This window comes from Sphingorhabdus lacus, from assembly GCF_009768975.1.
GTDB lineage: Bacteria > Pseudomonadota > Alphaproteobacteria > Sphingomonadales > Sphingomonadaceae > Sphingorhabdus_B > Sphingorhabdus_B lacus.
Map to the genome: position 1 here is coordinate 393,613 of NZ_CP035733.1, position 26,312 is coordinate 419,924.

Here is a 26,312-nt window from a genome sequence, read left to right on the forward strand (position 1 = left end):
ATTTCCTGTGAAAGCGGGTTGCACAGCGCCTATAGACCGAACCGATGCTAGGCTCAAATACCTTGGGGAATGGCTGGGTTGTGCCCGCCGATGATGCTGCGATTACGGCGGCTGCCGACCTTTTGCGAGGTGGGCAGATCGTGGCGATTCCCACCGAGACGGTCTATGGCCTTGCCGCCGATGCCAGCAATGCGGACGCCGTGGCGCATATATATGCGGCGAAGGGGCGGCCGGACTTCAATCCGCTGATCGTCCATGTGCATGATCTGGCCGCTGCCGAGGAACTGGCGGAGTTTGGACCGCTGGCGCGGCAACTGGCGGAGGCGTTCTGGCCCGGGGCATTGACGCTTGTTCTGCCGTTGCGCGAAGGGGCGAAGGTTGCGGCGGCTGTGACCGCTGGCCTGCCGACGATCGCGCTGCGCTGCCCGGCGCATCCGGTGATGCAGGCGGTATTGGCAAAGAGCGGACTGAACCTTGCGGCGCCCTCGGCGAACAAAAGCGGAGCGATCAGTCCGACACGAGCCGAGCATGTTTTGGCGAGCCTTGGCGGTGCGGTTCCGATGATTTTGGACGCCGGACCCTGTAAAGAAGGTTTGGAGTCAACTATTGTCGCTATACGTCTGGAAAATATAGAAATATTACGTCCTGGACCGGTAACTACCGAATCCCTCCAAACCTTCTCGAAGCGTCAGCCAAGTCAACAAACCGGCCAAAAGATCGAAGCCCCCGGCCAACTCGCCAGCCACTATGCCCCCACCAAAACGGTCCGGCTAAATGCCCAAATAGCCGAGGACGGCGAATGGCTCATCGGTTTCGGAACGGTGGCAGGCCACGACAATCTATCCCCCACCGCTGACCTTGCCCAAGCGGCAGCCCATCTCTTCGACGCCTTGCACCGCGCCGACGCCAGCCCATATCGTTCGATAGCTGTGGCGGACATCCCGGACAAAGGCATAGGAGTGGCCATAAACGATCGTTTGAAAAGAGCTGCGACACGATGAAGTCGATCGCATTTTGCGCTGTCCTCGGACTCGCGACCATTGCAACTGCCGCTTCCAATCCTTCTGACGTAAAAGCCTATCAGGCCTTGGTGCAGCAGGATATCCGGATTGCGACTATCGGGTACAAGCTGGCCGCCGCCAACGCGCCTTTTTGCAAAAAGCTGGAGCGGAACCCCGGATGGGTGCTGCAAGACGAGCGGCAATATCCTGATCTCGAAACCGCCCGCACCGCCTTGGCGTTTCGCCAGCCCGTTGCTGTGGCCGGTGTTGTTGCTGGTGGACCCGCCGACTTAGCGGGGATTGTGGCTGGTGATGGATTGCTGGATTTTAATGGTACGGCATGGAATTGGTCGACCTCGACACCAAAGGCAAGGAGCGCTCAGCGTATCGAGCATGTTCAGGAGCAATTCCGGACGGCATTAATGTCCAACGACAGTGTCGAGGTTAGGTTGGAGACTGCGGCTGGTTCTAGGACCTTCAGATTGAACCCCGCACCCATCTGTGCCTCGCGCTTCTGGATCGACACCAAATCGAAGCTCGATGCCGGGGCGGATGGTTATAATGTCCGCATCACCGAGGCATTGGTAAACTTCGCCGCCAACGATGATGAACTAGCGGCAGCGGTGGCGCACGAATTGTCGCACAACTTGCTGGAACACCGTGAAAAGCTGAGAAGAATGAGGAAGAGCGCGGGCAATATAAGGGCAACCGAAATAGAAGCGGATCGCTTGTCGGTATGGTTGATGGCAAATGCCGGCTACGATCCTTTAGCCGCCGTGCGGTTTATTGAACGCTTCGGTCGGGCCACAGACCCCGCGCTTATTTCGGACGGAACGCATCTGCGCTGGCGTGGTCGTGTTGACATAATGCAATCCGAAATCAGCAGGATAAATGGCTCTATGAAGTTTAACGGACTGTACCCGCCACCACTGCTCAAAGAAGAAAGCTGATTTCAGTTGCATATTAGGATGTTGTTTCATCTTGCATCGGTTTGTCCTATCACGGACCAAAGAGATATCCAGGGGAGGGCAGGCTTTGCCGCGTTTAGTGAGATTGTTACCACTGATGGGAGCCCTCAGCCTCGTTGCCGCCTGCAGTGGGGAGGGTAGCGCACCGAAGGCCGTCGTAAATGATGTGCATCCTGTCCAAGTTTATACTGTGCAACGCGAGAGCCTGCAGCGAACAATTAATGCTGTAGGAACCGTGCGTTTTCGTCGTGAGACACCTCTCGGCTTCACGACGGCCGGAAAAGTCGCCACTGTTCGGTTCGAAGAAGGTGATACTGTGAAACGCGGTGCGTTGCTGGCAGCTTTGGACACTACAAATGTCGGAGCAGATGTCAGTGTCGCCACGGCCGAACGCGACCGTGCCGGTTCGGAATTTGAAAGAGTTCGGTCACTCTATGCCGACGGATGGATTACAAAAGCGCGTTTTGAGGCTGCGGAAGCGGCTCTAAAAGCTGCTGATGCCCGTGTCCGGCAAGCTGGTTTTGCATCCGGAACCGCGCAACTTTATGCGCCGTCTAATGGCGTCGTTTTGTCTCGGAATGTGCAGTCAGGGCAGGTAATCGCCGCCGGTACACCGGCGCTGATATTGGGTGAAGGCGACTCCGGTTTCATTTTCAGGGTGCCCATCATTGATCGTGACGCCACGAAATTACGTGTCGGCATGGCGGCAGAAATCTCGATCGAGTCTCTTGCAAGCGGTCCAATCCAAGCAACTATTTCGGAAATTGACGGCCGTGCAAATGAAGCCACGGGCGCGTTCACAGTTCAGTTCACCTTGCCGAGCAACTCAAAGCTGCGTTCGGGTCAGATTGGTACCGCCAACATCAAATTACCCGCTTCCGAAGATGGCTCACTTCAAATCCCTGCTAGCGCGTTGTTCGGCGTGCGCACAGGGGAGGGCTTGGTTTATGTCGTGAACTCTAAAAACAAGGTCGAAACGCGCAACGTTGCCATTGAACGGTTAACTGACGAGTTTGTTATCGTTTCGGGAGGCCTCCAACCGGGAGATAAGATCGTGACGTCCGGGCTTGAAAAGTTGCGGCCAGGGTCAAAAGTTCGCGCCATTCAAGCGGCGCGTTGACCAATGCATATCGCAGAAGTTGCAATTCGTAGATGGCAGCTAACGCTGGTGCTTTTTACATTGCTATGTGCCTTGGGGTTTTCAGCATTTCAGCAAGTGCCGCGGGCGGTAGATCCACATTTTTCAATGCCAGTCGTGTCGATTGTCGCACTTCAACCGGGGGCTGATCCTGCGGAAATCGAACAAACAATTACCAAACCCATAGAAGAACTGATTCAAGGTCTAGAAGACGTGCAAAATGTGGCGTCAACCAGCACAGACGGCAGCGCGGTCATCCGTGCTGAATTCGACTGGTCGGGAGATCCTGATCAATATTTCAATGACACGGTTCGCGAAGTTACTGCTATTCGGAGCCAGTTGCCATCGGACCTACAGCGACTGACATTCGAAAAAATTCGAACAACAAATACCTCTATCTTGCAAATCGCACTGCTGAGCGAATCAGCCAGTTGGTACCGCATGGAGAAATATGCCAGGGATATCAGCGAGGCGCTGGGCCGATATAAGGAAGTTCGGCAAACTGAAATATACGGTCTGCCCCAGCCTGAAATTAGCGTTGCAGTTAATGCTGGGCGGCTTGCTGCTTTGCGAGTTCCCGCAAGTGCGGTAGCCGACGCAATCAGATTGGGTGGGGCAGATGTACCTGCTGGCGCTGTTACAAGCGGAACACGTAGGTTCAATGTAGAGGCAGGCGGAGCATTTCGCGACTTGGAGACGATCAGAAGTCTGCCATTGCGCACAAATGATGGAACATTGCTACGTGTTGGCGACGTAGCAGAAGTCAAATACGGCGCCGCCGAACAACGCGTCAAAGTGAGTCACAACGGGAAAAGGGCGATTTGGATAACGGCAAATCAGAAGCAAGGAACTGACGCTACCAAATTACGCAATTTACTCGTGCAAGAATTGGCACTCCAGCAGAAACTGCTCCCCCCAGACATCAAGGCTATCGTTCAGTTTGATCAAAGTAGAGACATTACGAAGCGGTTGAAAGAACTTGCAAGAGACTTTGGCATCGCTCTCTTTCTGGTTCTTTTTACGCTACTGCCGCTTGGTTGGCGCGCGTCAATCATTGTGATGATTTCAATCCCGCTGTCCATTGCATCGGGTCTGCTTGCAATTTCTGCCATGGGATTCAACCTTAGCCAACTAGTCGTAGCAGGTTTCATTTTGTCTCTAGGGCTTCTTGTCGACGACTCCATCGTTGTCGTAGAGAATATTGCGCGGCATTTGAGGATGGGAAAAAGTCGCGATCAGGCCGCAATCGATGGCACAAAAGAGATCACGATGGCCGTAATGGGTTCGACGGGCGTCCTGATTTTTGCTTTTTTCCCGCTATTCTTTTTACCTGAGGGTGCCGGGAAATTTACGCAGAGCTTCATCGGAACAATAGTTTCAACTATCACCGCTTCAATGATTGTTTCGCTTACTATCGTCCCCTTTTTAGCCAGCCGGATTTTAAGTCGCGATGAAGAAGAAGGGGGTAACGCTTTACTTCGTTGGTTGATGGGAAAGATCGACCGCTTTTACCATCCCATGTTGCATTGGGCGTTGGATCGACCTCGCCGGACAGTCTGGGGCGCATTGGCGGTGACGTGCGCTGCTTTTTCCTTGGTTCCCGTCCTTGGCTTTAGCCTTTTTCCCAATGCGGACACGTCCTATTTTCGTGTTACCGTTGAAGCGGAACAGGGATCTAGCATTGAAGAAACTGGCCGTATAATCCGTAAGGTATCAGAAGTGCTCAAGTCGGAACCGGCCATTACCGTACGCGCAGAGAATGTCGGAGCGTATAACCCCCCTGTTTTTTACAATGTATTCCAGCGGGGTGAAAACCCCACCCATGGCGAAGTCTTGGCTATCATGAATGAATGGAAGGGTGCGCAATCCCGGGCTATGGTCGATCGTCTAAGGCAAAAACTTGACCTCATTCCGGGAGCACGCATTAAGATCGTTCTTTTCCAGAACGGCGCACCGATAAATGCGCCTGTCGAGTTTCGCGTATATGGGCCAGAACAAGAAGAACTTCGCAACGTCGCTACCAAGATGGAGCAAATCCTAAGGGATACGCCTGGTGCCCGTGACGTGAACAATCCCGTCGCATTTGATCGCGTAGACCTTGATGTTAGGATCGACGATGCGAAGGCAGCTCTACTTGATGTGCCTTCCGGCGCGCCTCGGCGGGCAATAAGGCTCGCCCTTTCAGGAGAGCGATCCGGAACGTTTCGAGATAGCGAGGGTGATAGTTACCCCGTTGTCGTTCGGTTGCCTTTGGCGGAAACGCAGCCAGTTTCGGCGCTGGAATCTATTTATGTTTCAAACCGCAGTGGTCAATCCGTCCAGCTCTCCGAAATTAGCCGCCCAATATTGGAATCAACACCTGCAGCAATTTACCGTTATAATCTGGAACGAAACATAAGCATTACAGCACAGATTTCTGACGGTGCTGTCGTGTCAAAAGTCAATAGCGACGCACAACGGAAAATGGACTCAATTCCGCTTAAGCCTGGTTATTCGATTGAGATTGGTGGAGAAGCGGAAAAAATAAACGATACTTTTGCTGGCTTCGGGCCGATCGTCATTATCGCCATGTTTAGCATCTTTGCCATCCTCGTCGCAGAGTTTGGTCGCTTTAAAGAAGCATTAGTCGTCGCAGGCGTTATTCCACTGGGGACGTTTGGCGGTCTGATTGCCCTTCTGATTACCGGAAATAATTTATCCTTTTTGGCGGTCATAGGCTTCATTGCGCTGGTCGGCATTGAAATCAAAAACTCGATATTACTAGTAGATTTCACAAGCCAATTGCGTGACCGGGGAATGGCCTTGCGCGAGGCCATAGAACAAGCTGGTGAAGTTCGCTTTCTTCCTGTTCTCTTGACTTCGGTGACCGCCATTGGCGGCTTGATGCCACTGGCACTATTTGGGGGAAGCTTATACGGTCCCTTGGCAATTGTGTTGATTGGGGGCTTGATTTCGTCGACACTGCTATCACGTATTGTAACACCCGCAATGTACTTGCTGGTTGTTCGCAGTGATGAAAATAAGGCTGCAATGCCCTCTATCGACACAAAGGAATTATCGAATGCCACATGAAGAGGCAATCTTTGCCGGAGGATGCTTCTGGTGCACGGAGGCCGTATTTGGTCGACTGAAAGGTGTGCAAAGCGTCGAAAGCGGATATATCGGCGGAGATATTGAAAATCCTACCTATAAACAGGTTTGTGGCGGCGACACGGGCCATGCCGAAGCCATCCGTATCACCTACGATCCTTCGACAATAAGATACTCCGATTTACTCGACATATTTTTCGCAACCCACGATCCTACTCAACTTAACCGGCAGGGTAATGATATCGGAACACAGTATCGATCCGCAATTTTCCCGTTGGACGATGGCCAGCATCAACTCGCCTCGCAAGGAATAGCGAGGGCATCTGCGGATTGGCCGGCTCCAATCGTGACAACGATTGAAGGGCCTGCAACGTGGTACCCTGCTGAAGATTATCATCAAGAATATTGGGAAGGTGAGGGGCAACGTAATCCCTATTGCTTGGCGGTTATTCCACCAAAACTCGCGAAGTTGAAAAAGAGTTTTGCACAAAAATTGTCAAATTGAGTACTCGCCAAATTGCCAAATAATTATCCTTCCGAGTAATCGACAAATTCTGCAACAGGGGTATTGAAGCGGCATGGAAATCAAACCGATACGCAAAGCCGTCTTCCCTGTTGCAGGGCTTGGCACCCGTTTTCTCCCGGCAACAAAGGCCATCCCTAAGGAGATGCTGCCAATCGTTGACAGTCCTTTGATTCAATACGCCGTCGATGAAGCGCGAGAAGCTGGCATAGAACAGATGATTTTCGTCACTGGACGCGGGAAAAGCGCGATCGAAGATCATTTTGATATCGCCTATGAACTCGAAAAGACAATGTCCGAACGGGGTAAAGATTTATCGGTTCTGGAGCCTACACGCTTAGGACCGGGCAACTGTGCATATGTACGGCAACAGGAGCCTCTCGGTCTTGGGCACGCAATTTGGTGCGCCCGCGACATCGTAGGGGATGAACCCTTTGCCATTTTCCTGCCGGACGAATTTATGCACGGCTCGCCCGGATGCATGAAGCAGATGGTTGACGCCTACCACAATATTGGCGGCAACATGATCAGCGTTCTCGAGATTCCGCACGAAAAAGTGTCAAGCTATGGTGTGATCGCACCAGGCAAGAGTGACGGTGCGGTGACAGAGGTCATGGGCTTAGTCGAAAAGCCGAAGGTCGAAGACGCGCCATCGAACTTGATCATATCTGGCCGTTACATTCTGCAACCTGAAGTCATGCGTGTCCTTGAGCATCAAGAAAAAGGTGCAGGGGGCGAAATCCAGCTAACGGATGCAATGGCTCAGATGATCGGAAAGCAACCATTTCACGCTGTGACGTTCGATGGAAGTCGATACGACTGTGGCTCGAAAGTTGGTTACATAGAAGCTAATTTGGCCGTCGCGTTATCCCGCGCGGATATGGCGGACGAAGTGCGTGCTATTGCGTTCGATTTGTTGAAGTAGGGATAGGCGCGTTAAGCTTCTACTCATATGATACGCGTCAATTCAGGCGACGATCTTTGCCAAGGAGTTGTTATGCGCTTATTGTTGTCTGCCATGATTGTGCTCACTCTTCCTGGATGCGTTGCATCGGTCGTTAAAGACGTGGTTACAGCGCCTGTTAAAATTGTTTCCAAGACAGCGGATGTCCTAACAACTAGCCAGTCGGAGGCTGATGAGAAGCGAGGTCGTGAACTTCGGAAGCGTGAGGAGGCCATAGGGAAACTTGCTCGCCAGCGCGACAAAGCTCGCGAAAAATGTGATGACGGCAACAGCGATGCATGCGCGAAGTTGCAACAACTTGACGAAGAAATTGAAGTCAAACTGGCAAACCCAAATTAGTGAGACTTGTTTCGGTGAAATACTAATCAAGTTCGACAAACAACTGTAACGGTTGTATTTTTGCGCTTGGTCGAATGGATGCTTCGTTTGTCGAACGAAGATTCCAAATATTTGTCTACAGATGTAATCGGGTTATCGAAAGATCCAGCGCATGCGGCGCGGGTCTTTCGGGAGGATAAATGACAGGTTTTCGACGCAAGATTGCGATAGTGCTAACCGGCACATTTTGCATTATTAGCCCTGCACTTGCGCATGCTGAAGGCCGATCCGGCGGCACAGTCAATGTGACGGCGATCGAGGGCAAACGGCAATTTCGCGCCGATTATTTTGAAGTCTATGCGCCGGTAACAGCGTTGGACATGATACGCCGTATCCCCGGGTTTACGATCGCTGAAGGAGAAGGACGGCGTGGATTTGGCGAAAACGCAGGCAATGTTTTAATTGATGGCGACCGACCATCCAGCAAATCTGATGATATTTTCACAATACTTTCGCGCATCCCAGCGAGTGAAGTTGACTATGTCGAGCTCACCGAACAGGCGGGTGCTGATGCCGAAACGCAGGGGCAAGGACAGGTTGTCAACGTCGTCCGGAGAATTTCTTCCAAGTTGACTGGCACCTATGAGGGCAATGTTGTATTCGGACATCGCTATGGATTTAGACCATCAGTCAATGGGTCGGCGACGCTTCGGCGGGGTGAAACCACTTATGAGTTTAACGTCACCTCTTACTCCGAAAGAGTATACGGCTATGGTCCGGAAGATTTCAAATTGGGCGATGGTAGCTTGGTGGAGCGCCGATACTATAAAGGGACGGGAGGATATGATGGTGCTGGGCTTGGCGGCGCGATAAAGACAAGAATCGGTGGCGCGAAAGTTAATCTAAATGGCCGCGTTCATCTTGATGATAGTTTCGATCATCGTACTGGCATTTACTCTAATGCCGCAGACATTTTCATTGGCAATGAGCTCTTGCTGCGCGGTGGACCGAAAAGCGATATAAACTACGAGTTTGGCGGCGACATCGAGTTTAAATTGTCACCCAAACTAACCACCAAGATCATAGGCCTTTATCGCGCAGCAACGGAAAGCAACGACTCCAGTATTGAAACTGCGCGCATAGGTCAGCCAGCTACTTTCTTTGAAACGCGGAATCGAAACAAGCCGGTCGAATTTGTCGGAAGAATCCAAAATGACTGGAGCGCATTGGCAGGCCACGCCATCCAATTTGGTGGAGAGGTCGCCTATAATCAACTAGATGCGCGTTTCTCGGCTGCCAATTCCGTTTTAGGAGCAGTTACCGTTTTTCCGGCATCAAATGTTCTCGTTGAAGAAACCAGAATTGAACCCTTTTTAACCGATGTCTGGGCGGTAAGTTCAAAATGGAAAATCGAAGCTGGAGCTATTGCTGAATTTTCTAAACTGACACTGTCTGGAGACAGTTCCGCCTCGCGCAGTTTTCAGTTTGTAAAACCTCGTGTCATAGCAACATGGTCGGTGGACCCATTCACCACTGTGGAGTTCAGGGTGGATCGTCAGGTCGCCCAGTTGGATTTTGGCGAGTTCGCCACATCTATTGATGTGGCGTTGGGAAATCAGGTTGACGCAGGGAATGCGGACTTAGTGCCGGAGAAAGTTACAACTTTAGCGGCTCAGATACGGCATAAATTCCTCGAGCGAGGAAGCATACAGTTTCGCGGCGAATATCAGATGATCGGCGATACGCAGGATCTGGTCCCGGTAACTTTACGCGACGCCGCAGGCAATATCACAGCTCAGTTCGATGGTGCAGGAAACATTGGCGACAGCAAGAGGTGGAATGGGGAGCTGGAAATTACCCTTCCGCTCGATTGGTTCACCAAGAGTGTCGGGTTCAGCGGTATGGAAGTCAAATATACCGGCCATTACCACGGCAGCCGCGTGACTGACCCGGTGACCGGGCAATCGCGACGTATGTCCAATCGGCCGGTCTGGCATCAGGAGTGGGCGTTGCGGCATGATATTGCAAAAAGCGGCTTCGTGTATGGCGTTACTGCCTATGTGCAGGCCCAGAATAACGCCTATTTTTTCAATGAGTATCGCCGGCAAAAGGAAGGCGTCCGGACAAATGTGTTCATTGAATATTCGAAGTTTAAGTTAGGCACGTTGCGCATACAATATACGAGTATCCCCGACTTCGGGCGCGACCGCTTTATCTATGCGGGTACGCGAGCAACCGGTCCCATTACGCAGATCGTTAACCGTCGGCGTTACCTCGATCCGCTGTTCCAGATAACCCTGAGCGGAAAATTCTGACTATTCGCTTCGAAGAGCTTCAATCGGCGAAAGCCGTGAAGCCCGAATGGCAGGATATCCACCAAATAGAAGCCCAATAACGGCGGAAAAGGCTACGGAAAATATCGCCGTGTCAATGCCAACGGGTGCCGGAAAATCGGCGACTTTTTGAAAAATCGTAGCGGCTAGCATTGCAAGGAATAAGCCGATGGCGCCGCCGATAATGCAAAGGACCGCTGCCTCGACGAGGAATTGGTTACGGATGTCGCTGCGTTTTGCGCCCAGCGCCATGCGCAAACCAATTTCGCGGGTCCGCTCGGTGACGCTGACCAGCATGATATTCATAATGCCGATACCTCCCACCAAGAGGGAGATAGAGGCAATAGCCACAAGCACCGCTTGGAAAATCTGCGTGACCTGACCCGTTGTCTCGGCAATTTCCGTCGTTGTGCGGACGGTGAAGGGATTAATTTTGCCCTTTTGGACACGATACCGATCCCGCAAGAGATTTTTGATCTCTTTCTGCCCTGCCAGTAACGCGTCTTCATCTTCGAAACCAACGAAGAGCAATGTGACATCGTCCGGGCCTTGAGTGGGTGTCGTCAAAAGCCTTTGGCGCAATGTTGTAATGGGGACGACAATCTGGTCGTCATTGTCCGTGCCCAAATTGCTGCCCTTGCTTTCGAGCAGGCCAACGACCGTGAATGGCACCCGATTTACGCGAATCGTCTGCCCAACGGGACTGTCGTCGCCAAACAGCTTGTCCGAAACCGTCTGCCCTATAACCGCAACCCGCGCCGCCGATCCGACATCACTTTTCGTGAGAAAACGACCTTCGGAAGCGCTGATGTTCGATACGAATCCATATTCAGGCGTTGCGCCCGTTGCTTGGGTCGTTGCACTCCGGCCGGGCGTTACCAATTGAACGCTGTTTCGTATTTGAGGCGCCACCGCCCGGACGCCGGACACTTGGCGCAGTATAGCTTGACCATCTCGTTCTGTCAGTCGCCCCCGATCATTAGGTCGGGGAGGGCCACTGCCGCTATCGGGTTGCGGAACCACGATGGCCATATTCGACCCTAATGTCGCAATCTGCTGCGTCACCGACACTTGCGCGCCGTTCCCGACCGCTACTGCCAATATGACCGAGAAAACGCCAATCATGACGCCTAGGGTCGTCAAAATAGATCGCATCAAATTAGTACGCAATGCCGTCAAAGCGATGGCGACGTTGACGCCCCAACCTGCGAGCGAGGCAACTATGCTATTCATGATGTTCTGCCCGTCGGCGAGACTTTACCGGTTCATCTTCAATGATTTTACCATCGCGAAATACAACTCGTCTCGCGGCATATTCCGCAATGTCAGGCTCGTGCGTTACGACAACTAATGTAATTCCGTCATCGTTCAGCTTTTGGAATATCCCCATGATGTCGAGCGATGTTTGCGTGTCGAGCGCCCCGGTGGGTTCATCCGCAAGCAGCATCAACGGATCGGTAACCAACGCGCGGGCGATTGCTACACGTTGCTGCTGTCCGCCGGATAGCTTTGCAGGCGTATTTTCCAGGCGATTGCCCAATCCCATTGCTTCCAGCTTTAACTGCGCCCGCTGGCGCCGGTCGGCATAACCTACGCCGGCATAGATGAGCGGGACAGCGACATTATCGAGCGCACTGGTGCGGGCGAGCAGATTGAACTGTTGAAATACAAATCCGATTTTACGGTTCCGAATTTCCGCCAGTTGATCGCTGTCGAGTGATTTTGTATCTATCCCGTCGAGAAGGAGTGTTCCAGACGAAGGAACATCGAGACAGCCGATCATGTTCATGAATGTCGATTTTCCCGATCCGCTGGCCCCCATGATGGCGACAAATTCGCCGCGTTCGATGGATAGCGAGACGTGGTTGACAGCGTGCACTGTTTCACCGCCAATTTCGTAATCTTTTACGAGATCGTGGGTTTCAATTAGCGGAATCGTCATCTTCGTCCGCGCTGTCGTCCGTCGGTGCTTTAGGTTTCAGGGATTTTGTCCGCACCAATATCTTGTCACCGGGTTTCAGACCGGACGTGACTTCGGTATATTCGTCACCCTGAAGTCCAATTTGTACATTTCTGCGGACCGGGCGATACGGATCAGTCGAAACCAGATACACCGCTAGTTTCGGTACCGTCTTGCGATTGGGGTCTTCGGGTTTTTTCTGCTCTGATGCGCGATCTGCCGCTTTTGGACGGAAGCGGAGCGCGTTGGTGGGTACCCGGGTGACACGCGTTTTCGCGCCGGTCACAATCTCCACATTAGCTGTCATTCCAGGCAAAAGCTTACCATCGAGATTGTCGACATCGATGATGACCAGATAACTGACCACGTTTTGGGTCTCCACCGGCGCTTTTCGGACTTGCCTTACTTTGGCTTTAAACACGTCATCGGGATAGCTATCGACGGTGAATGTTACGTCTTGACCCTCGCGAACCTGACCTATGTCGGCTTCATCGACAGATGCTTCTACCTGCATTTTCGTTGTATCGGCAGCGATTTCAAAAAGATTTGGAGTCTGAAAACTGGCAGCAACCGTGGTTCCCGGCTCGACCAACTTGTTAATAATTACCCCGCTCGCCGGTGCAATGATCACGGTGCGGCTCAGATCAAGTTGCGCGGACGATAGTTCCGCAGTGCCTTGCCGGATTTGCGCGTTTCCACTTTGCGTTTGGGCAAGCGCCACCTGCAGGGCATTACGCGCGCTGTTTAGTTTGCTCTGCGCAATATCGAGCCCTGCTTTTGAGACGAAACCGCGCTCCGCAAGCCCTTTTTGACGGGCGAAGTCGCGTTCCTGTATCTCAAGTTCGGCACGGGCACGCGCTACATTGGCAACAGTCTGCTGTAAACTTGCTTGGGCAAGAGCTACTTGAGCTTCGGATTGCTGCACTCTGGCACGCACTCGTGTCGGATCGATTTCAGCGAGTATCTGCCCCGCTTTGACTGGCGAATTAAAGTCGACATAGACTTTCGTGACTTGACCCGAAACTTCGGTTCCGACTTTTATGGTGTTCAGTGCCCTTACTTTGCCGCTGGCCGAAACCTTGCGGAGCACTTCGCCCTGTGTGACCGGTTCACTGACATATTCATATTCATGCGGCGCAGGCCGCACGATCCGATACACTATGAACAGCAGGATCAACAAAATGATACCCGACCAAATGGGATGTCGTTTCATCCAAGTCGTGACGCGTTGAACCATTTAATTCTGCCCCGCTGTTAGGCGTCCTTTATAGGAGGGGGCTGAACCATAAGCTAGCTAGATCATTGAAGCTTCAAAAAGAAAAGCCCCGCCAGAATCGCTTCCGGCGGGGCTAATGCTTGTAGGCGGTGAAGAAGATTACTCTTCTTCGTCGCCAATTTCGATAACGTCATCAATTGCCGCGTCTTCTGTTGTTAGGTCATCTGCAATGACCTTCGCCAGAACATCGTTGCCAATCGCGGCTTCAGGACCCTGTGCCAGTTCGGCTGCATGCTCTTCAGCAGCAGTTTCCGGCGCAATCAGGCTCTCCTGAAGCGCGCGGTAGCTGGCGCGAAGTGCGGCGTCGCGACTGGTTGCAGTGACGCGCATACGGTTCATGGCTGAACCCGTACCGGCCGGGATCAGACGCCCGACGATCACGTTTTCTTTCAATCCGGTCAAAACGTCCTTCTTACCTTCGACCGCCGCCTGTGTGAGCACGCGTGTGGTTTCCTGGAAGGATGCCGCCGAGATGAACGAACGTGTCTGAAGCGACGCTTTGGTAATGCCCAACAAAACAGGGTTGCCTGTCGCCGGAGCCTGACCCTTGGAGAGCTTTGCGTTGATCGCATCCATTTCTTCACGGTCGACCTGCTCGCCGGGAAGCAAGGTCGTGTCGCCACCAAAGGTGATTTCAACTTTCTGCAGCATCTGGCGAACAATCGTTTCGATGTGCTTGTCGTTAATCTTCACGCCCTGCAGACGGTACACTTCCTGAATTTCAGCAACCAGATATTCAGCCAGCGCTTCAACGCCCATAACTTCCAGAATGTCGTGCGGATCAGGCGAACCGGCAATCAGGTTATCGCCCTTACGGACAAAGTCGCCTTCTTGCACGTCGAGAACCTTCGACTTCGGAATGAGATACTCAATCCGATCGCCTTCTTCCGGAACAATCGCGATTTTACGCTTTGCCTTATAGTCACGGACAAATTCGACGCGTCCCGATATCTTTGCGATAACCGCGCAATCCTTAGGCTTACGAGCTTCGAACAGTTCGGCAACGCGAGGCAGACCACCGGTAATATCCCGGGTTTTAGCAGATTCGCGCGTCACACGAGCGAGAACGTCGCCTGCCTGAACCTCGGCACCATCTTCGACTGAAAGCATTGTGCCGACACCCAGAAGATAACGTGCTGCTTCACCGCTCTGGTCATCCAGAAGGGTCAGGCGAGGACGCAGGTCTTCCTTCTTGCTGCGGCTTCCAGCACGATCTTCGGTAACGACACGCTGGGCGATGCCGGTCGCTTCGTCCGTTTGCTCGGTAAGCGTCTTGCCGTCGATCAGGTCTTGATATTTCACAATACCCGATTTTTCGGTGATGATCGGCATGGTGAATGGATCCCATTCTGCCAGACGGTCACCGACATTGACTTCGGCGCCATCGGGGAATGCCAGCGTCGCACCGTAAGGCAGACGGTGGATTTCCATTTCACGGCCATCCTTGTCGACGATAACCAGTTCGCCGTTACGTGCCATTGCCAAGCGCTTCTTGCGCTTGTCGACAATGCTAGGCAGATCGCGATACATGACCTTACCCGATGCGGTTGCATCAAGGTTCGATTGTTCGTTCAACTGTGCAGCACCACCGATGTGGAAGGTACGCATTGTCAACTGGGTGCCGGGTTCACCGATGGACTGGGCAGCAATAACGCCGACAGCTTCACCGATGTTCACAGGCGTACCGCGTGCAAGATCGCGGCCGTAGCAAGTACCGCAAACCCCAACCTTGGACTCGCAGACCAGTGGGCTACGAATTTTGAGAGCCTGTAGGCCGGTCTCTTCCATGGCGGCAACCATTGGTTCGTCCAGCAACGTGCCTGCAGGGATCAGAACCTTGCCATCCAGACCCATGATGTCTTCGGCAGTGGTCCGGCCAAGGACGCGCTCACCAAGCGAAGCAATTGTAGAGCCACCTTGGACAATTGAACGCATTTCAAGTGCGCGTTCTGTTCCGCAATCAACTTCGACAATCGTGCAGTCTTGCGATACGTCAACGAGACGACGGGTCAAATAACCTGAGTTTGCCGTCTTGAGCGCGGTATCGGCCAGACCCTTACGGGCACCGTGGGTCGAGTTGAAATACTCGAGAACGGTCAGACCTTCCTTAAAGTTCGAAATGATCGGCGTTTCGATGATTTCACCCGACGGCTTGGCCATCAGACCACGCATACCGGCAAGCTGCTTCATCTGCGCTGGCGAACCACGCGCACCGGAGTGGCTCATCATATAGACCGAGTTGACGGGCAGTTCACGGCCATGTTCATCCAAAGGAGATGCCTTCAGCTTGTCCATCATGGCGTTTGCCACCTTGTCACCACATGTCGACCATGCGTCGATGACTTTATTGTATTTTTCCTGCTGCGTGATCAGGCCATCCTGATACTGCTGCTCGAAATCGGCAACAATAGCCTTTGTTTCGGCAACCATCTCGGTCTTTTCTTCCGGAATGATCATATCGTCCTTGCCGAACGAAATGCCGGCCTTGAACGCATATTTGAAACCAAGCGACATGATCGCGTCGGCGAACAGGACCGTGTCTTTCTGACCTGTATGACGATAGACTTGGTCAATAACGTCGCCGATTTCCTTCTTGGTGAGAAGACGGTTGACCGTTTCGAAGGGCACGCGATGGCTCTTCGGCAGGGTCTCGGCAAGAAGCATACGGCCAGGGGTCGTGTCGAAACGAACCATGCGCTCAACGCCATCTTCGCCGGTCTGCGGGACGCGGGCGATGATCTTGGAGTGCAGCGTAACAGCACCAACTTCAAGAGCCTGATGCACTTCGGCCATATCCGACAGCATCATCCCTTCGCCAGGTTCGCCGCGACGGTCCATCGACAGATAGTAAAGACCAAGCACCATGTCCTGCGACGGCACGATGATCGGCTTACCGTTTGCAGGCGACAGGATGTTGTTGGTGGACATCATCAGAACGCGTGCTTCCAACTGCGCCTCAAGGCTCAGCGGAACGTGGACAGCCATCTGGTCACCGTCAAAGTCGGCGTTAAAGGCTGAGCAAACGAGCGGGTGAAGCTGGATGGCCTTACCTTCGATCAGAACAGGCTCAAACGCCTGGATGCCCAAGCGGTGAAGGGTAGGGGCGCGGTTCAACAGAACGGGATGTTCGCGGATGACTTCATCCAGAATGTCCCAAACTTCCTTGCGCTCTTTTTCGACCCACTTCTTGGCTTGCTTCAGGGTCATCGACAGACCCTTCGCATCGAGACGCGAGTAGATGAACGGCTTGAACAGCTCCAACGCCATTTTCTTCGGCAAGCCGCATTGGTGCAGTTTCAGTTCAGGGCCGGTCACGATAACCGAACGACCCGAATAATCGACGCGCTTACCCAGAAGGTTCTGACGGAAGCGGCCTTGCTTGCCCTTGAGCATGTCGGACAAGGACTTCAGTGGACGCTTGTTGGCACCCGTAATGGTGCGGCCACGACGACCGTTATCGAACAGGGCATCGACGGCCTCTTGCAGCATACGCTTTTCGTTGCGGACGATGATGTCCGGCGCACGCAGCTCGATCAGACGCTTCAAACGGTTGTTACGGTTGATAACGCGGCGATAAAGATCGTTAAGGTCGGACGTTGCAAACCGGCCGCCATCCAGTGGCACCAACGGGCGCAGTTCTGGCGGAATGACGGGAATGACGTCGAGAATCATCCATTCAGGCTTGTTGCCAGAATCGATGAAGCTTTCGACGACCTTCAGCCGCTTGATGATCTTCTTCGGCTTCAGTTCGGACTTTGTCGTTGCAAGCTCGTCGAGCAAATCGGTGCGCTCTTGCTCCAGATCAAGGTCCATCAGCATGGTCTTGACGGCTTCGGCACCAATCGACGCGGTGAAGGCGTCTTCACCGTATTCGTCCTGGGCATCCAGCAATTCGTCTTCGCTGAGCAGTTGGAATTTTTCCAGCGCGGTCAGGCCGGGTTCTGTGACGATATAGTTTTCGAAATACAGAACGCGCTCAAGCTGCTTCAACTGCATGTCGAGCAGAAGGCCAATGCGCGAAGGCAGCGATTTCAGGAACCAGATATGTGCGACGGGCGCAGCGAGCTCGATATGGCCCATACGCTCACGACGTACTTTTGTTACGGTAACTTCAACGCCGCACTTTTCGCACACAACGCCTTTATATTTCATGCGCTTATACTTGCCGCACAAGCATTCATAGTCCTTCACAGGACCAAAGATACGGGCGCAGAAAAGGCCATCACGCTCAGGCTTGAACGTACGGTAGTTGATGGTTTCCGGCTTTTTGATTTCGCCAAAGGACCAACTGCGAATTTTTTCCGGCGACGCGATCCCGATCTGGATCTGGTCAAAGGTTTCGACCTTGGCGATCGGATTGTTGAATTTGGATAGTTCGTTCATCTTCATTTCCTCATTGGGCTAAGCCCATGAAATCCGTGGGGCAGGGTGGCAGGGGGCGGAGTTCCGTCCGCCCGGCACTGCTTATTCCGCAGCCTCCGCAAGATCGTTGCCGTCTTCGTCTACAAGTGCGTCGAACGCCTTCAGGTCTACATTCAGACCCAGCGAACGCATTTCCTTGACCAGAACGTTGAAGCTTTCGGGAATACCGGCTTCGAAGGTGTCGTCACCCTTGACGATGGCTTCGTAAACCTTGGTACGACCAATCACGTCATCCGACTTGACCGTCAGCATTTCCTGCAGGGTGTAGGCGGCACCATAGGCTTGAAGTGCCCAGACCTCCATTTCCCCGAAGCGCTGGCCGCCGAACTGGGCCTTACCGCCCAGCGGTTGCTGGGTAACAAGGCTGTAAGGTCCGATGGAGCGTGCGTGGATCTTGTCGTCAACCAAGTGGTGCAGCTTGAGCATATAGATGATGCCCACGGTCACCTTGCGGTCGAATTTGTCACCTGTACGCCCGTCAAAGAGGTCGGATTGACCCGAACCATCCAGACCAGCGAGTTGCAGCATGGTCGTCACATCCGCTTCGCGCGCGCCGTCGAACACAGGGGTGCCCATCGGCACACCGGTGATGACGTTGCCAGCGAGTTCGAGGATGTCAGCATCACTACGGCCCGTGATCTCCTTGGCATAATCTTCGCCATAAGCATGAACCAGACGCTCACGAACCGCTTCAGGCGGGGCTGCCGCTTCGGGGTTCGGGTTTGCGTGACGCCACTCTTCGAGAGCATCCTTAATTTGCATGCCGAGACCGCGTGCGGCCCAACCCAAGTGCGTTTCGAAGATTTGTCCGACATTCATACGCGATGGAACACCCAGTGGGTTCAGCACGATGTCGACAGGCGTACCGTCCGCGAGGAACGGCATGTCTTCTTGCGGCAAAATCCGCGAGATAACACCCTTGTTCCCGTGACGTCCGGCCATCTTGTCGCCTGGCTGCAGTTTGCGCTTCACCGCGACGAAGACCTTGACCATCTTCAGAACGCCAGGAGCGAGTTCATCACCACGCTCAAGCTTTTCACGACGGTCTTCGAACTTTTCAACGATCAGCTTGACGGCGTCGTCATACTGAACCTTGACCGCTTCCAAGTCACCTTGAACCTTGTCGTCCGCTACGGAGATTTTCCACCATTCGTGACGCTCGACTTCGGCGAGATTTTCTTCCGTGATTTTGTCGCCCTTTTTCAGGCCCTTCGGTGCCGCCGCAGCGGTTTGTCCGATGAGCATGTCTTTCAAGCGGTTGTAGGTTGCACGGTTCAAAATCGAACGTTCGTCTTCGCGGTCCTTGGCAAGGCGCTCGATCTCTTCGCGTTCGATGGCCATCGCACGCTCGTCCTTGTCGATACCATGACGGTTGAACACGCGCACTTCAACAACCGTACCGGCAACGCCGGGCGGCAGTTTCAGTGAGGTGTCACGAACGTCGCTGGCCTTTTCGCCAAAGATAGCGCGCAGTAGCTTTTCTTCCGGTGTCATCGGGCTTTCGCCCTTCGGCGTGATCTTGCCAACGAGGATGTCGCCCGGATGGACTTCGGCGCCGATGTAAACAATGCCTGCCTCATCAAGGCTGCGCAATGCTTCTTCACCGACATTTGGAATGTCGCGGGTAATATCTTCCGGTCCAAGCTTGGTGTCGCGGGCCATCACTTCGAATTCTTCAATATGGATCGACGTGAACACGTCGTCCTTAACGATACGTTCCGAAATGAGGATCGAGTCTTCGTAATTGTAGCCGTTCCAGGGCATGAACGCGACGAGGCTGTTCTTGCCCAGTGCCAGTTCACCCAATTCGGTCGAAGGACCGTCGGCGATGATATCACCGGCTTCGATCACGTCACCCACCTTCACCAATGGCTTCTGGTTGATGCAGGTGTTCTGGTTCGAACGCTGGAACTTTTGCAGGGTGTAGATGTCCACACCGGATTGGCCGGGTTCTACTTCGCCGGTTACTCGGACGACGATGCGGGTTGCGTCCACCTGGTCGACGATGCCGGTGCGGCGTGCGCCGATGGCAGCGCCGGAGTCACGGGCCACAGTTTCTTCCATGCCGGTGCCGACAAACGGGGCTTCTGCGCGGAGCAGAGGCACAGCCTGGCGTTGCATGTTTGATCCCATCAGAGCGCGGTTGGCGTCATCGTTTTCCAGGAAGGGGATCAGCGACGCAGCAACCGAAACCAGCTGCTTGGGGCTGACGTCCATCAGGGTGATCTGGTCGCGGGGGGCCATCAGGAATTCGCCGGCTTCGCGGGCCGAGATGAGTTCTTCGGCGAAGCTGCCGTCGTCGTTCAGCTCAGCGTTGGCCTGGGCGATTGTGTTCTTCTGCTCTTCCATTGCCGACAGATAGACCACTTCATCGGTTACCTTGCCGTCGATAACTTTGCGGTAGGGGGTTTCGATGAAGCCGTATTTGTTAACCCGGCTGAAGCTTGCCAAGCTGTTGATCAGACCGATGTTCGGGCCTTCCGGCGTTTCAATCGGGCAGATGCGTCCATAATGGGTGGGATGGACGTCGCGGACTTCGAAGCCGGCGCGTTCGCGGGTCAGACCGCCTGGTCCAAGGGCCGAAACGCGGCGCTTGTGCGTCACTTCGGACAGCGGATTGGTCTGGTCCATGAACTGCGACAATTGCGACGAACCAAAGAATTCGCGCACCGCAGCCACCGCCGGCTTGGCGTTAATCAGGTCATTCGGCATCACAGTGGAGACGTCAACGCTTGACATGCGTTCCTTGACGGCACGCTCCATCCGCAGAAGGCCAACGCGATACTGGTTTTCGAGCAGCTCGCCGACCGAACGCACACGACGGTTGCCGAGGTTATCGATATCGTCGATTTCGCCCTTGCCATCCTTCAGGTTGACCAGCTCCTTGACCACCGCAAGAATATCTTCGGTGCGCAGCGTGGTCAGCGTATCTTCGGCATCAAGGCCCAAACGCATGTTCAGCTTGACGCGGCCCACAGCCGACAGGTCATAACGGTCCGCATCAAAGAAGAGACCGGCAAACAGCGCCTCTGCCGTTTCGCGCGTGGGCGGCTCGCCCGGGCGCATGACGCGGTAGATCGCATCGAGGCCCATGTCGCGGTTCTCGGCCTTGTCGGCCTTCAGCGTGTTGCGCATCCAGGCGCCGGTGATGACATGGTCGATGTCGAGCAGTTCGATCGCATCAATGCCCGCCTTGTCCAGCATTTCGAGGTTCTCGGCGGTGATTTCATCGCCCGCCTCGACATAGATGCGGCCTGTCTTCTCGTCGATCAGGTCAAAAGCCGAATAGCGGCCAAAAATTTCCTCGGTCGGGATCAGCAGCGTATCAAGCCCGTCCTTCACCGCCTTGTTGGCAGCGCGCGGGGTGACTTTCTGGCCAGCCGGGAAAATGACTTCGCCCGATTTCGCATCGACAATGTCGAACATCGGCTTCGACGCGCGCCATTGTTCGGCGTTGAACGGAATCTTCCATCCGCCCTTGCCACGTTCAAAGGTCACGCGGTCATAGAAATGGTTGAGGATCTCTTCGTCGTTCAGGCCGAGCGAATAGAGCAGCGTGGTCACCGGCAGCTTGCGCTTGCGGTCGATACGCACGTTGACGATGTCCTTGGCATCAAATTCGAAGTCGAGCCACGAACCACGATAGGGAATGACGCGCGCGGCAAACAGATATTTGCCGGATGAGTGGGTCTTGCCACGGTCATGGTCGAACAAGACGCCCGGCGAACGGTGCATCTGCGATACGATAACGCGCTCTGTCCCGTTGATGAAGAAGGTGCCGTTGTGCGTCATCAACGGCATGTCGCCCATGTAAACGTCCTGCTCCTTGATATCGAGGACCGAGCGCGCTTCGGTGTCGGGGTCAACCTCGAACACGATCAGGCGCAATGTCACCTTCATCTGCGCCGCATAGGTGATCCCGCGCTGGCGGCACTCTTCGACGTCATATTTCGGCTCTTCCAGTTCGTAATGGACAAAGTCCAGTTCCGAAGTGCCGGCGAAATCCTTGATCGGAAACACGCTGCGCAGCGTCTTTTCGAGGCCCGATACATAACCGATCGACGGGTCGGAACGCAAAAACTGTTCATAGCTTTCGCGCTGGACTTCGATCAGGTTGGGCATGTCGATGACTTCGTGGATGTCACCGAAAATTTTACGGATACGCTTTTGACGCGATAGTGTCGCAGGAGCGGTACGAGATGCCATAAGGTGATTTGCCTCAGTTTCAAAATGTCAGGCGCGTAGGGGGCTCCACAAGACGAGAAAAGGCCGCATGGCGATAGCCCCGGATTCGGGTCCTGCCGTGCAGCCGTTTCGCGATGTGAAAATCCTGTTCCGCCAATGCCTTAGCTACGCCCACGCGATGACGCACCTGTTCCCGACGGTTTGGATGTTGGATTTCATATAGAGGGCGAGGGGGTGGGGGTCAAGGGCGTCCGGAGCTTATTGAGGGAGGGTGTCGGTCCTGAATTCCCGTTCGCATCGAGCGAAGTCGAGATGCCGTGAGTTCACGCACAACCGATAGGTGTCTCGACTACGCTCGACACGAACGGATGATGTAGAACGCGTTATTTCCCAACCCCGATCGCAAATAAGACGCATAAAGCACCATCCCCCAACACCGTTCGCATCGAGCGAAGTCGAGATGCCGAGAGGCAGCGCCCAACCGATAAATGTCTCGACTACGCTCGACACGAACGGATCGGGGACAGGGGCAGGTGTCGGGGACAGTCCCCAACGCAGAGACCGCCAACAACGCCGAGACACCCGACCCATAGGTTGAAGTCAGAGCATCTTTCCGACAATATTCGATAAAACCGGACTGTCCGGACACGACAACATTTCTGCTGCTAGCGGCCTCAATATCGATCCTCCAATCCCGCCGTTTGTTCAGCTGCAAGAAGAAGCTGCTGGCGGCGCAAATGCAATAACATGTAAATTTCATGGCATGGCGGGCCGATCTGCTCTAGTCTGGCAGTTGGGGAGCATCGATGGCAACAAATGCTGACGGTCAGGTGGAGGAACGGGCGACGTTAATTGCGCGTGCGTCGCTCTTTGGCCCCTTCGTGCTGGCCGATCAGGGCGGAGCGCATATCACTCTATCCAATCGCAGGGCCCGCGCCGTTTTGGCGATGCTGTGCCTGGAGCCCGACCAGCCCGTCGCGCGCGAACAGCTTACCCGGCTGCTTTGGCCCGGGCGGTTTGAGGCGCAGGCGAAAGCGAGTTTGCGGCAATGCCTGCTCGAACTGGCCAAGGCGCTGGAGCCTTTGGAGCAGCCGCTGCTGTCGGTCTCGCGCGAGCGGGTTACGCTCACCAATATGCGTTTCCGAACGGATCTGGCCGATCTCGAAGCGGCGCTGATGGCGGGGCGCTATGAAGAGGCGATCAAGCTGCTGGAAACGATTGGCGCAAGGCGGCTGCTCGACGATCTGAATGTTGGCGATGCTTTTGCCGATTGGCTGGAGGCGCGGCGGAAACAAGTTTCGCTGCGGCTGCAGGCTTTGGTCGAGCGGGCGCTGGATGACATTGGAGATACGGCGCTGCGCAAACGCCTGCTGGGCGCCTGGGCGGTGCGGCAGCCGTCTGTTGCGCCCGCTGCCATGCCGACACCGACTGACAGCAAGACGCGGATTGCCGTTTTGCCTTTCAAGTCTTTGGGCAGTGGCGATGGGCCGGATTATTTCACCGACGGGATGGTCGATGAGTTGATCACGACGCTGGGTCAGGTACCCCAATTGCTCGTCGCGGGCAGGATATCGTCCTTCCATTTCCGCGATAGCCCCTTGATGCCCACACAGATCGCCAGGGAATTGGGGGTCACCCATCTGATCGAGGGATCGGTGCAGCGGCAGGGCGAGCAGGTGCGCATCCATGTGCATCTGATTGCAGGTGACACAGGCTTTGAACTTTGGGGGCAGCGGTTTGACGGCAGCCTCGATTCGATCTTCCGATTGCAGGAGGATGTCGCGCAGGCCGTGACGCGGGCGCTCGCCGACGCGCTGAATCTCGATATGGCTGCGCCGCTGGTGCGCACCATGACCGGTAGCAAAAAGGCCTTTGATCTCTATTTGCAGGGTCGCGCGCTCAATGCCCGATTGTTCGGCGATGGCGTGCTCGAGAAGGCAGTCGAACTGCTGCAGCAGGCAGTCGCGATTGATCCGCAATTTGCCGAAGCATGGGTCGAACTGGCTGAGGTACATCACAATATTTCGGTCTGGACCCAATGCCTTGACCGCAATGCAGAGGCGCTCTGCATGGCCGAGTGCGCCCACAAGGCAATCGTCCTTGCCCCCCAGCTTGGCTATCCGCATGCGCTTCTTGCCATCTATGAATGGACGCGAAACAACATTGTCGGGGCCATGGATCTGGTGTTCGAAGCCTATCGCCGCGAGCCGACCCATCCCGGGGTCGCAATGCGCGTCGGCTCGTTCCTTCTTTTCCTCGGGCGCACCAGCGATGCCGCACCCTATATTATGGCCGCAATTGAACAAGACCCGGTCGACACGCGCAAATTTGCCCTGCTGATCGCGGTGCATTTGCATCGCGGCGAGTTTGAAGCGGCTGTGCAGGTCGGGCAGCGCTCGGTTGATCTAGGCTGGCCGTCGGTTCAGTTGGGGCTGGCGATGGCAGCAACCGGCCGACATGACTTGGCGGTCGAACAGTATCAGCTGACCAAAAAATTGGTCAACACCATCATCCTGCCTCCGGTCGGCAGCGGCCCAATGACGGACGAAGCGATGGATGCGTATTGGCTGGTTGCGGCAAAGGGCGTGTGCAGCGGACAGGAAGCCGATCGCCTGACCTATCACCAGCTTTTGAATATGATGTTCGTCACGCTGCATGACAAAGCGGATATGGCGATCATCGCACCTGCCATTATGACCGGCCATGTAGAATTGGTGTTCAATGGCCTTGGGCTTCGCCTGACACCGGCCAATATGGTGTGGCTGGCCATGCTGTGGATGGACTTCGATCCTATCCGCCAAATCTGGCAGCACCCCGATTTCATCCCCTTTGCCCAGCGTATCGGCATGGCCGATGCTTGGGCCAAATATGGCTGGCCGGATTTACTGCCCCCGCCCAGCAACCGCGTTTAGTGACGTATTGACGCTTTACTGACGCTTTATTGACGATCCGCTGGATTGACGGATTACGCTACGTCATCGCAAGATAGCACCCGGAGATTGCAGATATTTCAGTGGATTTTGGACGAACCGGAAAAGCCGGTTTTGCCAAGAGGAGAGCTGTGCCTTTGGCGCCAGGCGTCGCGGCACTTTTGGTTTTGACACGCCCCAGCATTCCAATGGGGTTCAATCTGAGGAGCATGAAATATGAAGATGATGAAAAGCTTTTACGCCGGAGCAGCTCTGTTGGTCGCCGCCACCATGGCTGTACCTGCCGCCGCACAGGAATCGCCATTGAAGCGCGGAAGCGTCTGGGTTGCCAGCCGGATTGACGTGCTGCCTGGACAAAACCCGGCCTATACCGATTATCTGGCCACCCAATGGAAAAAGGAAATGGAGTGGGGCAAGGCCCAAGGCTACATCCTTAGCTACCGGATATTGAGCACCAACCACGCGCGTAACGGCGAACCCGATATCATTTTGCTGATCGAATATAAGGATTATGCAAGTGCGGCCGAGCGCGAAGCCGCCAGCAAGCGCTTTAATGAAGCCATGAAGACGGACAGAATAAAGAATGCTGCCGCAAACCTCGATCGCGAAAAAATCCGCACGTCGATGGGTTCGACCGAATATCAAGAATGGGTTGTGAAGTAAGCGACCTGCTTTGCGAATATGGCGGGTGGCAACCTCCCCAGCTTGCCCCCGCCCAATCCCATTTCCTAAATCGATGTGGAGGCTCCTGTGGCTGCCATCGACGCTGTTGCCCGTGATTTCACCGCTATGCTCCGGCTCGGCCAGTTCGAGGCAGCAGGCGAGAAATTCTGGGCGACAGATGTGAGGAGCGCGGAGCCTGCGGATATATCCCAAGACATTCCAGCACTTGTCTCCGGCAGGGAAGCAGCGCGCCTTAAGGCAAGAGCGCGGTTTGCGAATAAAGAAATAGATGATTTGGGCATCGATGGCCCTTTTGTTACCGGCGACCAGTTTGCACTGTTCCTCGACATGTTGATCACCGACCTAGCGACTGGAAGGACGCAACCCTTCGCCGAAATCGCCATTTTCACGGTCCGCGACGGGCACATCATAGAGGAACGATTTTTCTATGGTTGAAGGGGTCGTTGCGCTCGCCGGGGCATTTGCTAACCGCTAACTTTAACGCGACTAACTTTTTCCTCCAGCGCCGCTTACCCCACTT

16 protein-coding genes are annotated in these 26,312 nt (G+C 54.4%); 11 read left to right on the plus strand and 5 right to left on the minus strand.

Features of this window, described 5'->3' with window-relative positions:
* Positions 1–44 precede the first annotated feature (44 nt).
* The 8 genes from EUU25_RS01850 (at position 45) to EUU25_RS01885 (ending at position 10,317) form a co-directional block, all read left to right on the plus strand.
* Positions 45–1,001 (plus strand): L-threonylcarbamoyladenylate synthase, encoded by a 957-nt coding sequence (locus EUU25_RS01850; protein WP_158897777.1) that lies wholly within the window; start codon positions 45–47, stop codon positions 999–1,001.
* Positions 998–1,951: a M48 family metalloprotease gene (locus EUU25_RS01855; RefSeq protein WP_158897779.1), complete on the plus strand. Its 954-nt coding sequence runs from the start codon at positions 998–1,000 to the stop codon at positions 1,949–1,951. Before EUU25_RS01850 ends, EUU25_RS01855 begins: the two co-directional genes overlap by 4 nt.
* Before the next feature lie 115 nt (positions 1,952–2,066).
* Positions 2,067–3,089: an efflux RND transporter periplasmic adaptor subunit gene (locus EUU25_RS01860; RefSeq protein ID WP_281347010.1), complete on the plus strand. Its 1,023-nt coding sequence runs from the start codon at positions 2,067–2,069 to the stop codon at positions 3,087–3,089.
* A gap of 3 nt (positions 3,090–3,092) precedes the next feature.
* Positions 3,093–6,179, plus strand: coding sequence for an efflux RND transporter permease subunit (locus EUU25_RS01865; protein ID WP_158897783.1), 3,087 nt, complete (start codon positions 3,093–3,095; stop codon positions 6,177–6,179).
* Positions 6,169–6,702 (plus strand): peptide-methionine (S)-S-oxide reductase MsrA, encoded by a 534-nt coding sequence (gene msrA, locus EUU25_RS01870; RefSeq protein WP_158897785.1) that lies wholly within the window; start codon positions 6,169–6,171, stop codon positions 6,700–6,702. Before EUU25_RS01865 ends, msrA begins: the two co-directional genes overlap by 11 nt.
* Positions 6,703–6,775: 73 nt before the next feature.
* Entirely contained in the window at positions 6,776–7,645 is an 870-nt protein-coding gene (galU, locus tag EUU25_RS01875; RefSeq protein ID WP_187351285.1) for a UTP--glucose-1-phosphate uridylyltransferase GalU, read from the plus strand.
* A gap of 72 nt (positions 7,646–7,717) precedes the next feature.
* Positions 7,718–8,023, plus strand: a complete 306-nt coding sequence (locus EUU25_RS01880) for a hypothetical protein (protein ID WP_158897787.1) — start codon at positions 7,718–7,720, stop codon at positions 8,021–8,023.
* A 179-nt stretch (positions 8,024–8,202) separates the two neighbouring features.
* Complete coding sequence (locus EUU25_RS01885; protein ID WP_158897789.1) at positions 8,203–10,317, plus strand: TonB-dependent receptor; 2,115 nt, start codon at positions 8,203–8,205, stop codon at positions 10,315–10,317.
* Here the strand turns inward: EUU25_RS01885 and EUU25_RS01890 are convergent, their stop codons facing one another.
* The 5 genes from EUU25_RS01890 to rpoB all read right to left on the minus strand — a co-directional run bounded on the left by EUU25_RS01890 (position 10,318) and on the right by rpoB (position 22,199).
* Positions 10,318–11,568 carry an ABC transporter permease gene (locus tag EUU25_RS01890; protein WP_158897791.1) on the minus strand — a complete coding sequence of 417 codons (1,251 nt, stop codon included), beginning with the start codon at positions 11,566–11,568 and terminating at the stop codon, positions 10,318–10,320.
* Positions 11,561–12,277 (minus strand): ABC transporter ATP-binding protein, encoded by a 717-nt coding sequence (locus EUU25_RS01895; protein WP_158897793.1) that lies wholly within the window; start codon positions 12,275–12,277, stop codon positions 11,561–11,563. Before EUU25_RS01895 ends, EUU25_RS01890 begins: the two co-directional genes overlap by 8 nt.
* Positions 12,258–13,508 (minus strand): efflux RND transporter periplasmic adaptor subunit, encoded by a 1,251-nt coding sequence (locus tag EUU25_RS01900; protein WP_158897795.1) that lies wholly within the window; start codon positions 13,506–13,508, stop codon positions 12,258–12,260. Before EUU25_RS01900 ends, EUU25_RS01895 begins: the two co-directional genes overlap by 20 nt.
* Positions 13,509–13,670: 162 nt before the next feature.
* Positions 13,671–17,954, minus strand: a complete 4,284-nt coding sequence (gene rpoC / locus EUU25_RS01905; protein WP_158897797.1) for a DNA-directed RNA polymerase subunit beta' — start codon at positions 17,952–17,954, stop codon at positions 13,671–13,673.
* Between the two features lie 81 nt (positions 17,955–18,035).
* A complete protein-coding gene (rpoB, locus tag EUU25_RS01910) occupies positions 18,036–22,199 on the minus strand; it encodes a DNA-directed RNA polymerase subunit beta (protein ID WP_158897799.1) in 4,164 nt (1,387 codons plus the stop codon).
* Between the two features lie 785 nt (positions 22,200–22,984).
* On the opposite strand from rpoB, the gene EUU25_RS01915 reads away from it, so the two are divergent.
* From EUU25_RS01915 to EUU25_RS01925, 3 genes are all read left to right on the plus strand, one after another.
* Complete coding sequence (locus tag EUU25_RS01915) at positions 22,985–25,090, plus strand: tetratricopeptide repeat protein (RefSeq protein WP_158897801.1); 2,106 nt, start codon at positions 22,985–22,987, stop codon at positions 25,088–25,090.
* Positions 25,091–25,324: 234 nt separating this feature from the next.
* On the plus strand, positions 25,325–25,771 hold the full coding sequence (locus tag EUU25_RS01920; RefSeq protein WP_158897803.1) for a hypothetical protein: 447 nt from the start codon (positions 25,325–25,327) through the stop codon (positions 25,769–25,771).
* A gap of 87 nt (positions 25,772–25,858) precedes the next feature.
* Complete coding sequence (locus tag EUU25_RS01925; protein WP_158897805.1) at positions 25,859–26,227, plus strand: nuclear transport factor 2 family protein; 369 nt, start codon at positions 25,859–25,861, stop codon at positions 26,225–26,227.
* Positions 26,228–26,312 lie beyond the last annotated feature (85 nt).

What these genes read in the sequence shown, in the direction of transcription:
- EUU25_RS01850 (WP_158897777.1), top strand. Translation starts at nt 45, where the DNA reads ATGCTAGGCTCAAATACCTTGGGGAATGGCTGGGTTGTGCCCGCCGAT.
- EUU25_RS01855 (WP_158897779.1), top strand. Translation starts at nt 998, where the DNA reads ATGAAGTCGATCGCATTTTGCGCTGTCCTCGGACTCGCGACCATTGCA.
- EUU25_RS01860 (WP_281347010.1), top strand. Translation starts at nt 2,067, where the DNA reads ATGGGAGCCCTCAGCCTCGTTGCCGCCTGCAGTGGGGAGGGTAGCGCA.
- EUU25_RS01865 (WP_158897783.1), top strand. Translation starts at nt 3,093, where the DNA reads ATGCATATCGCAGAAGTTGCAATTCGTAGATGGCAGCTAACGCTGGTG.
- msrA (WP_158897785.1), top strand. Translation starts at nt 6,169, where the DNA reads ATGCCACATGAAGAGGCAATCTTTGCCGGAGGATGCTTCTGGTGCACG.
- galU (WP_187351285.1), top strand. Translation starts at nt 6,776, where the DNA reads ATGGAAATCAAACCGATACGCAAAGCCGTCTTCCCTGTTGCAGGGCTT.
- EUU25_RS01880 (WP_158897787.1), top strand. Translation starts at nt 7,718, where the DNA reads ATGCGCTTATTGTTGTCTGCCATGATTGTGCTCACTCTTCCTGGATGC.
- EUU25_RS01885 (WP_158897789.1), top strand. Translation starts at nt 8,203, where the DNA reads ATGACAGGTTTTCGACGCAAGATTGCGATAGTGCTAACCGGCACATTT.
- EUU25_RS01890 (WP_158897791.1), bottom strand. Translation starts at nt 11,568, where the DNA reads ATGAATAGCATAGTTGCCTCGCTCGCAGGTTGGGGCGTCAACGTCGCC.
- EUU25_RS01895 (WP_158897793.1), bottom strand. Translation starts at nt 12,277, where the DNA reads ATGACGATTCCGCTAATTGAAACCCACGATCTCGTAAAAGATTACGAA.
- EUU25_RS01900 (WP_158897795.1), bottom strand. Translation starts at nt 13,508, where the DNA reads ATGAAACGACATCCCATTTGGTCGGGTATCATTTTGTTGATCCTGCTG.
- rpoC (WP_158897797.1), bottom strand. Translation starts at nt 17,954, where the DNA reads ATGAACGAACTATCCAAATTCAACAATCCGATCGCCAAGGTCGAAACC.
- rpoB (WP_158897799.1), bottom strand. Translation starts at nt 22,199, where the DNA reads ATGGCATCTCGTACCGCTCCTGCGACACTATCGCGTCAAAAGCGTATC.
- EUU25_RS01915 (WP_158897801.1), top strand. Translation starts at nt 22,985, where the DNA reads ATGGCAACAAATGCTGACGGTCAGGTGGAGGAACGGGCGACGTTAATT.
- EUU25_RS01920 (WP_158897803.1), top strand. Translation starts at nt 25,325, where the DNA reads ATGAAGATGATGAAAAGCTTTTACGCCGGAGCAGCTCTGTTGGTCGCC.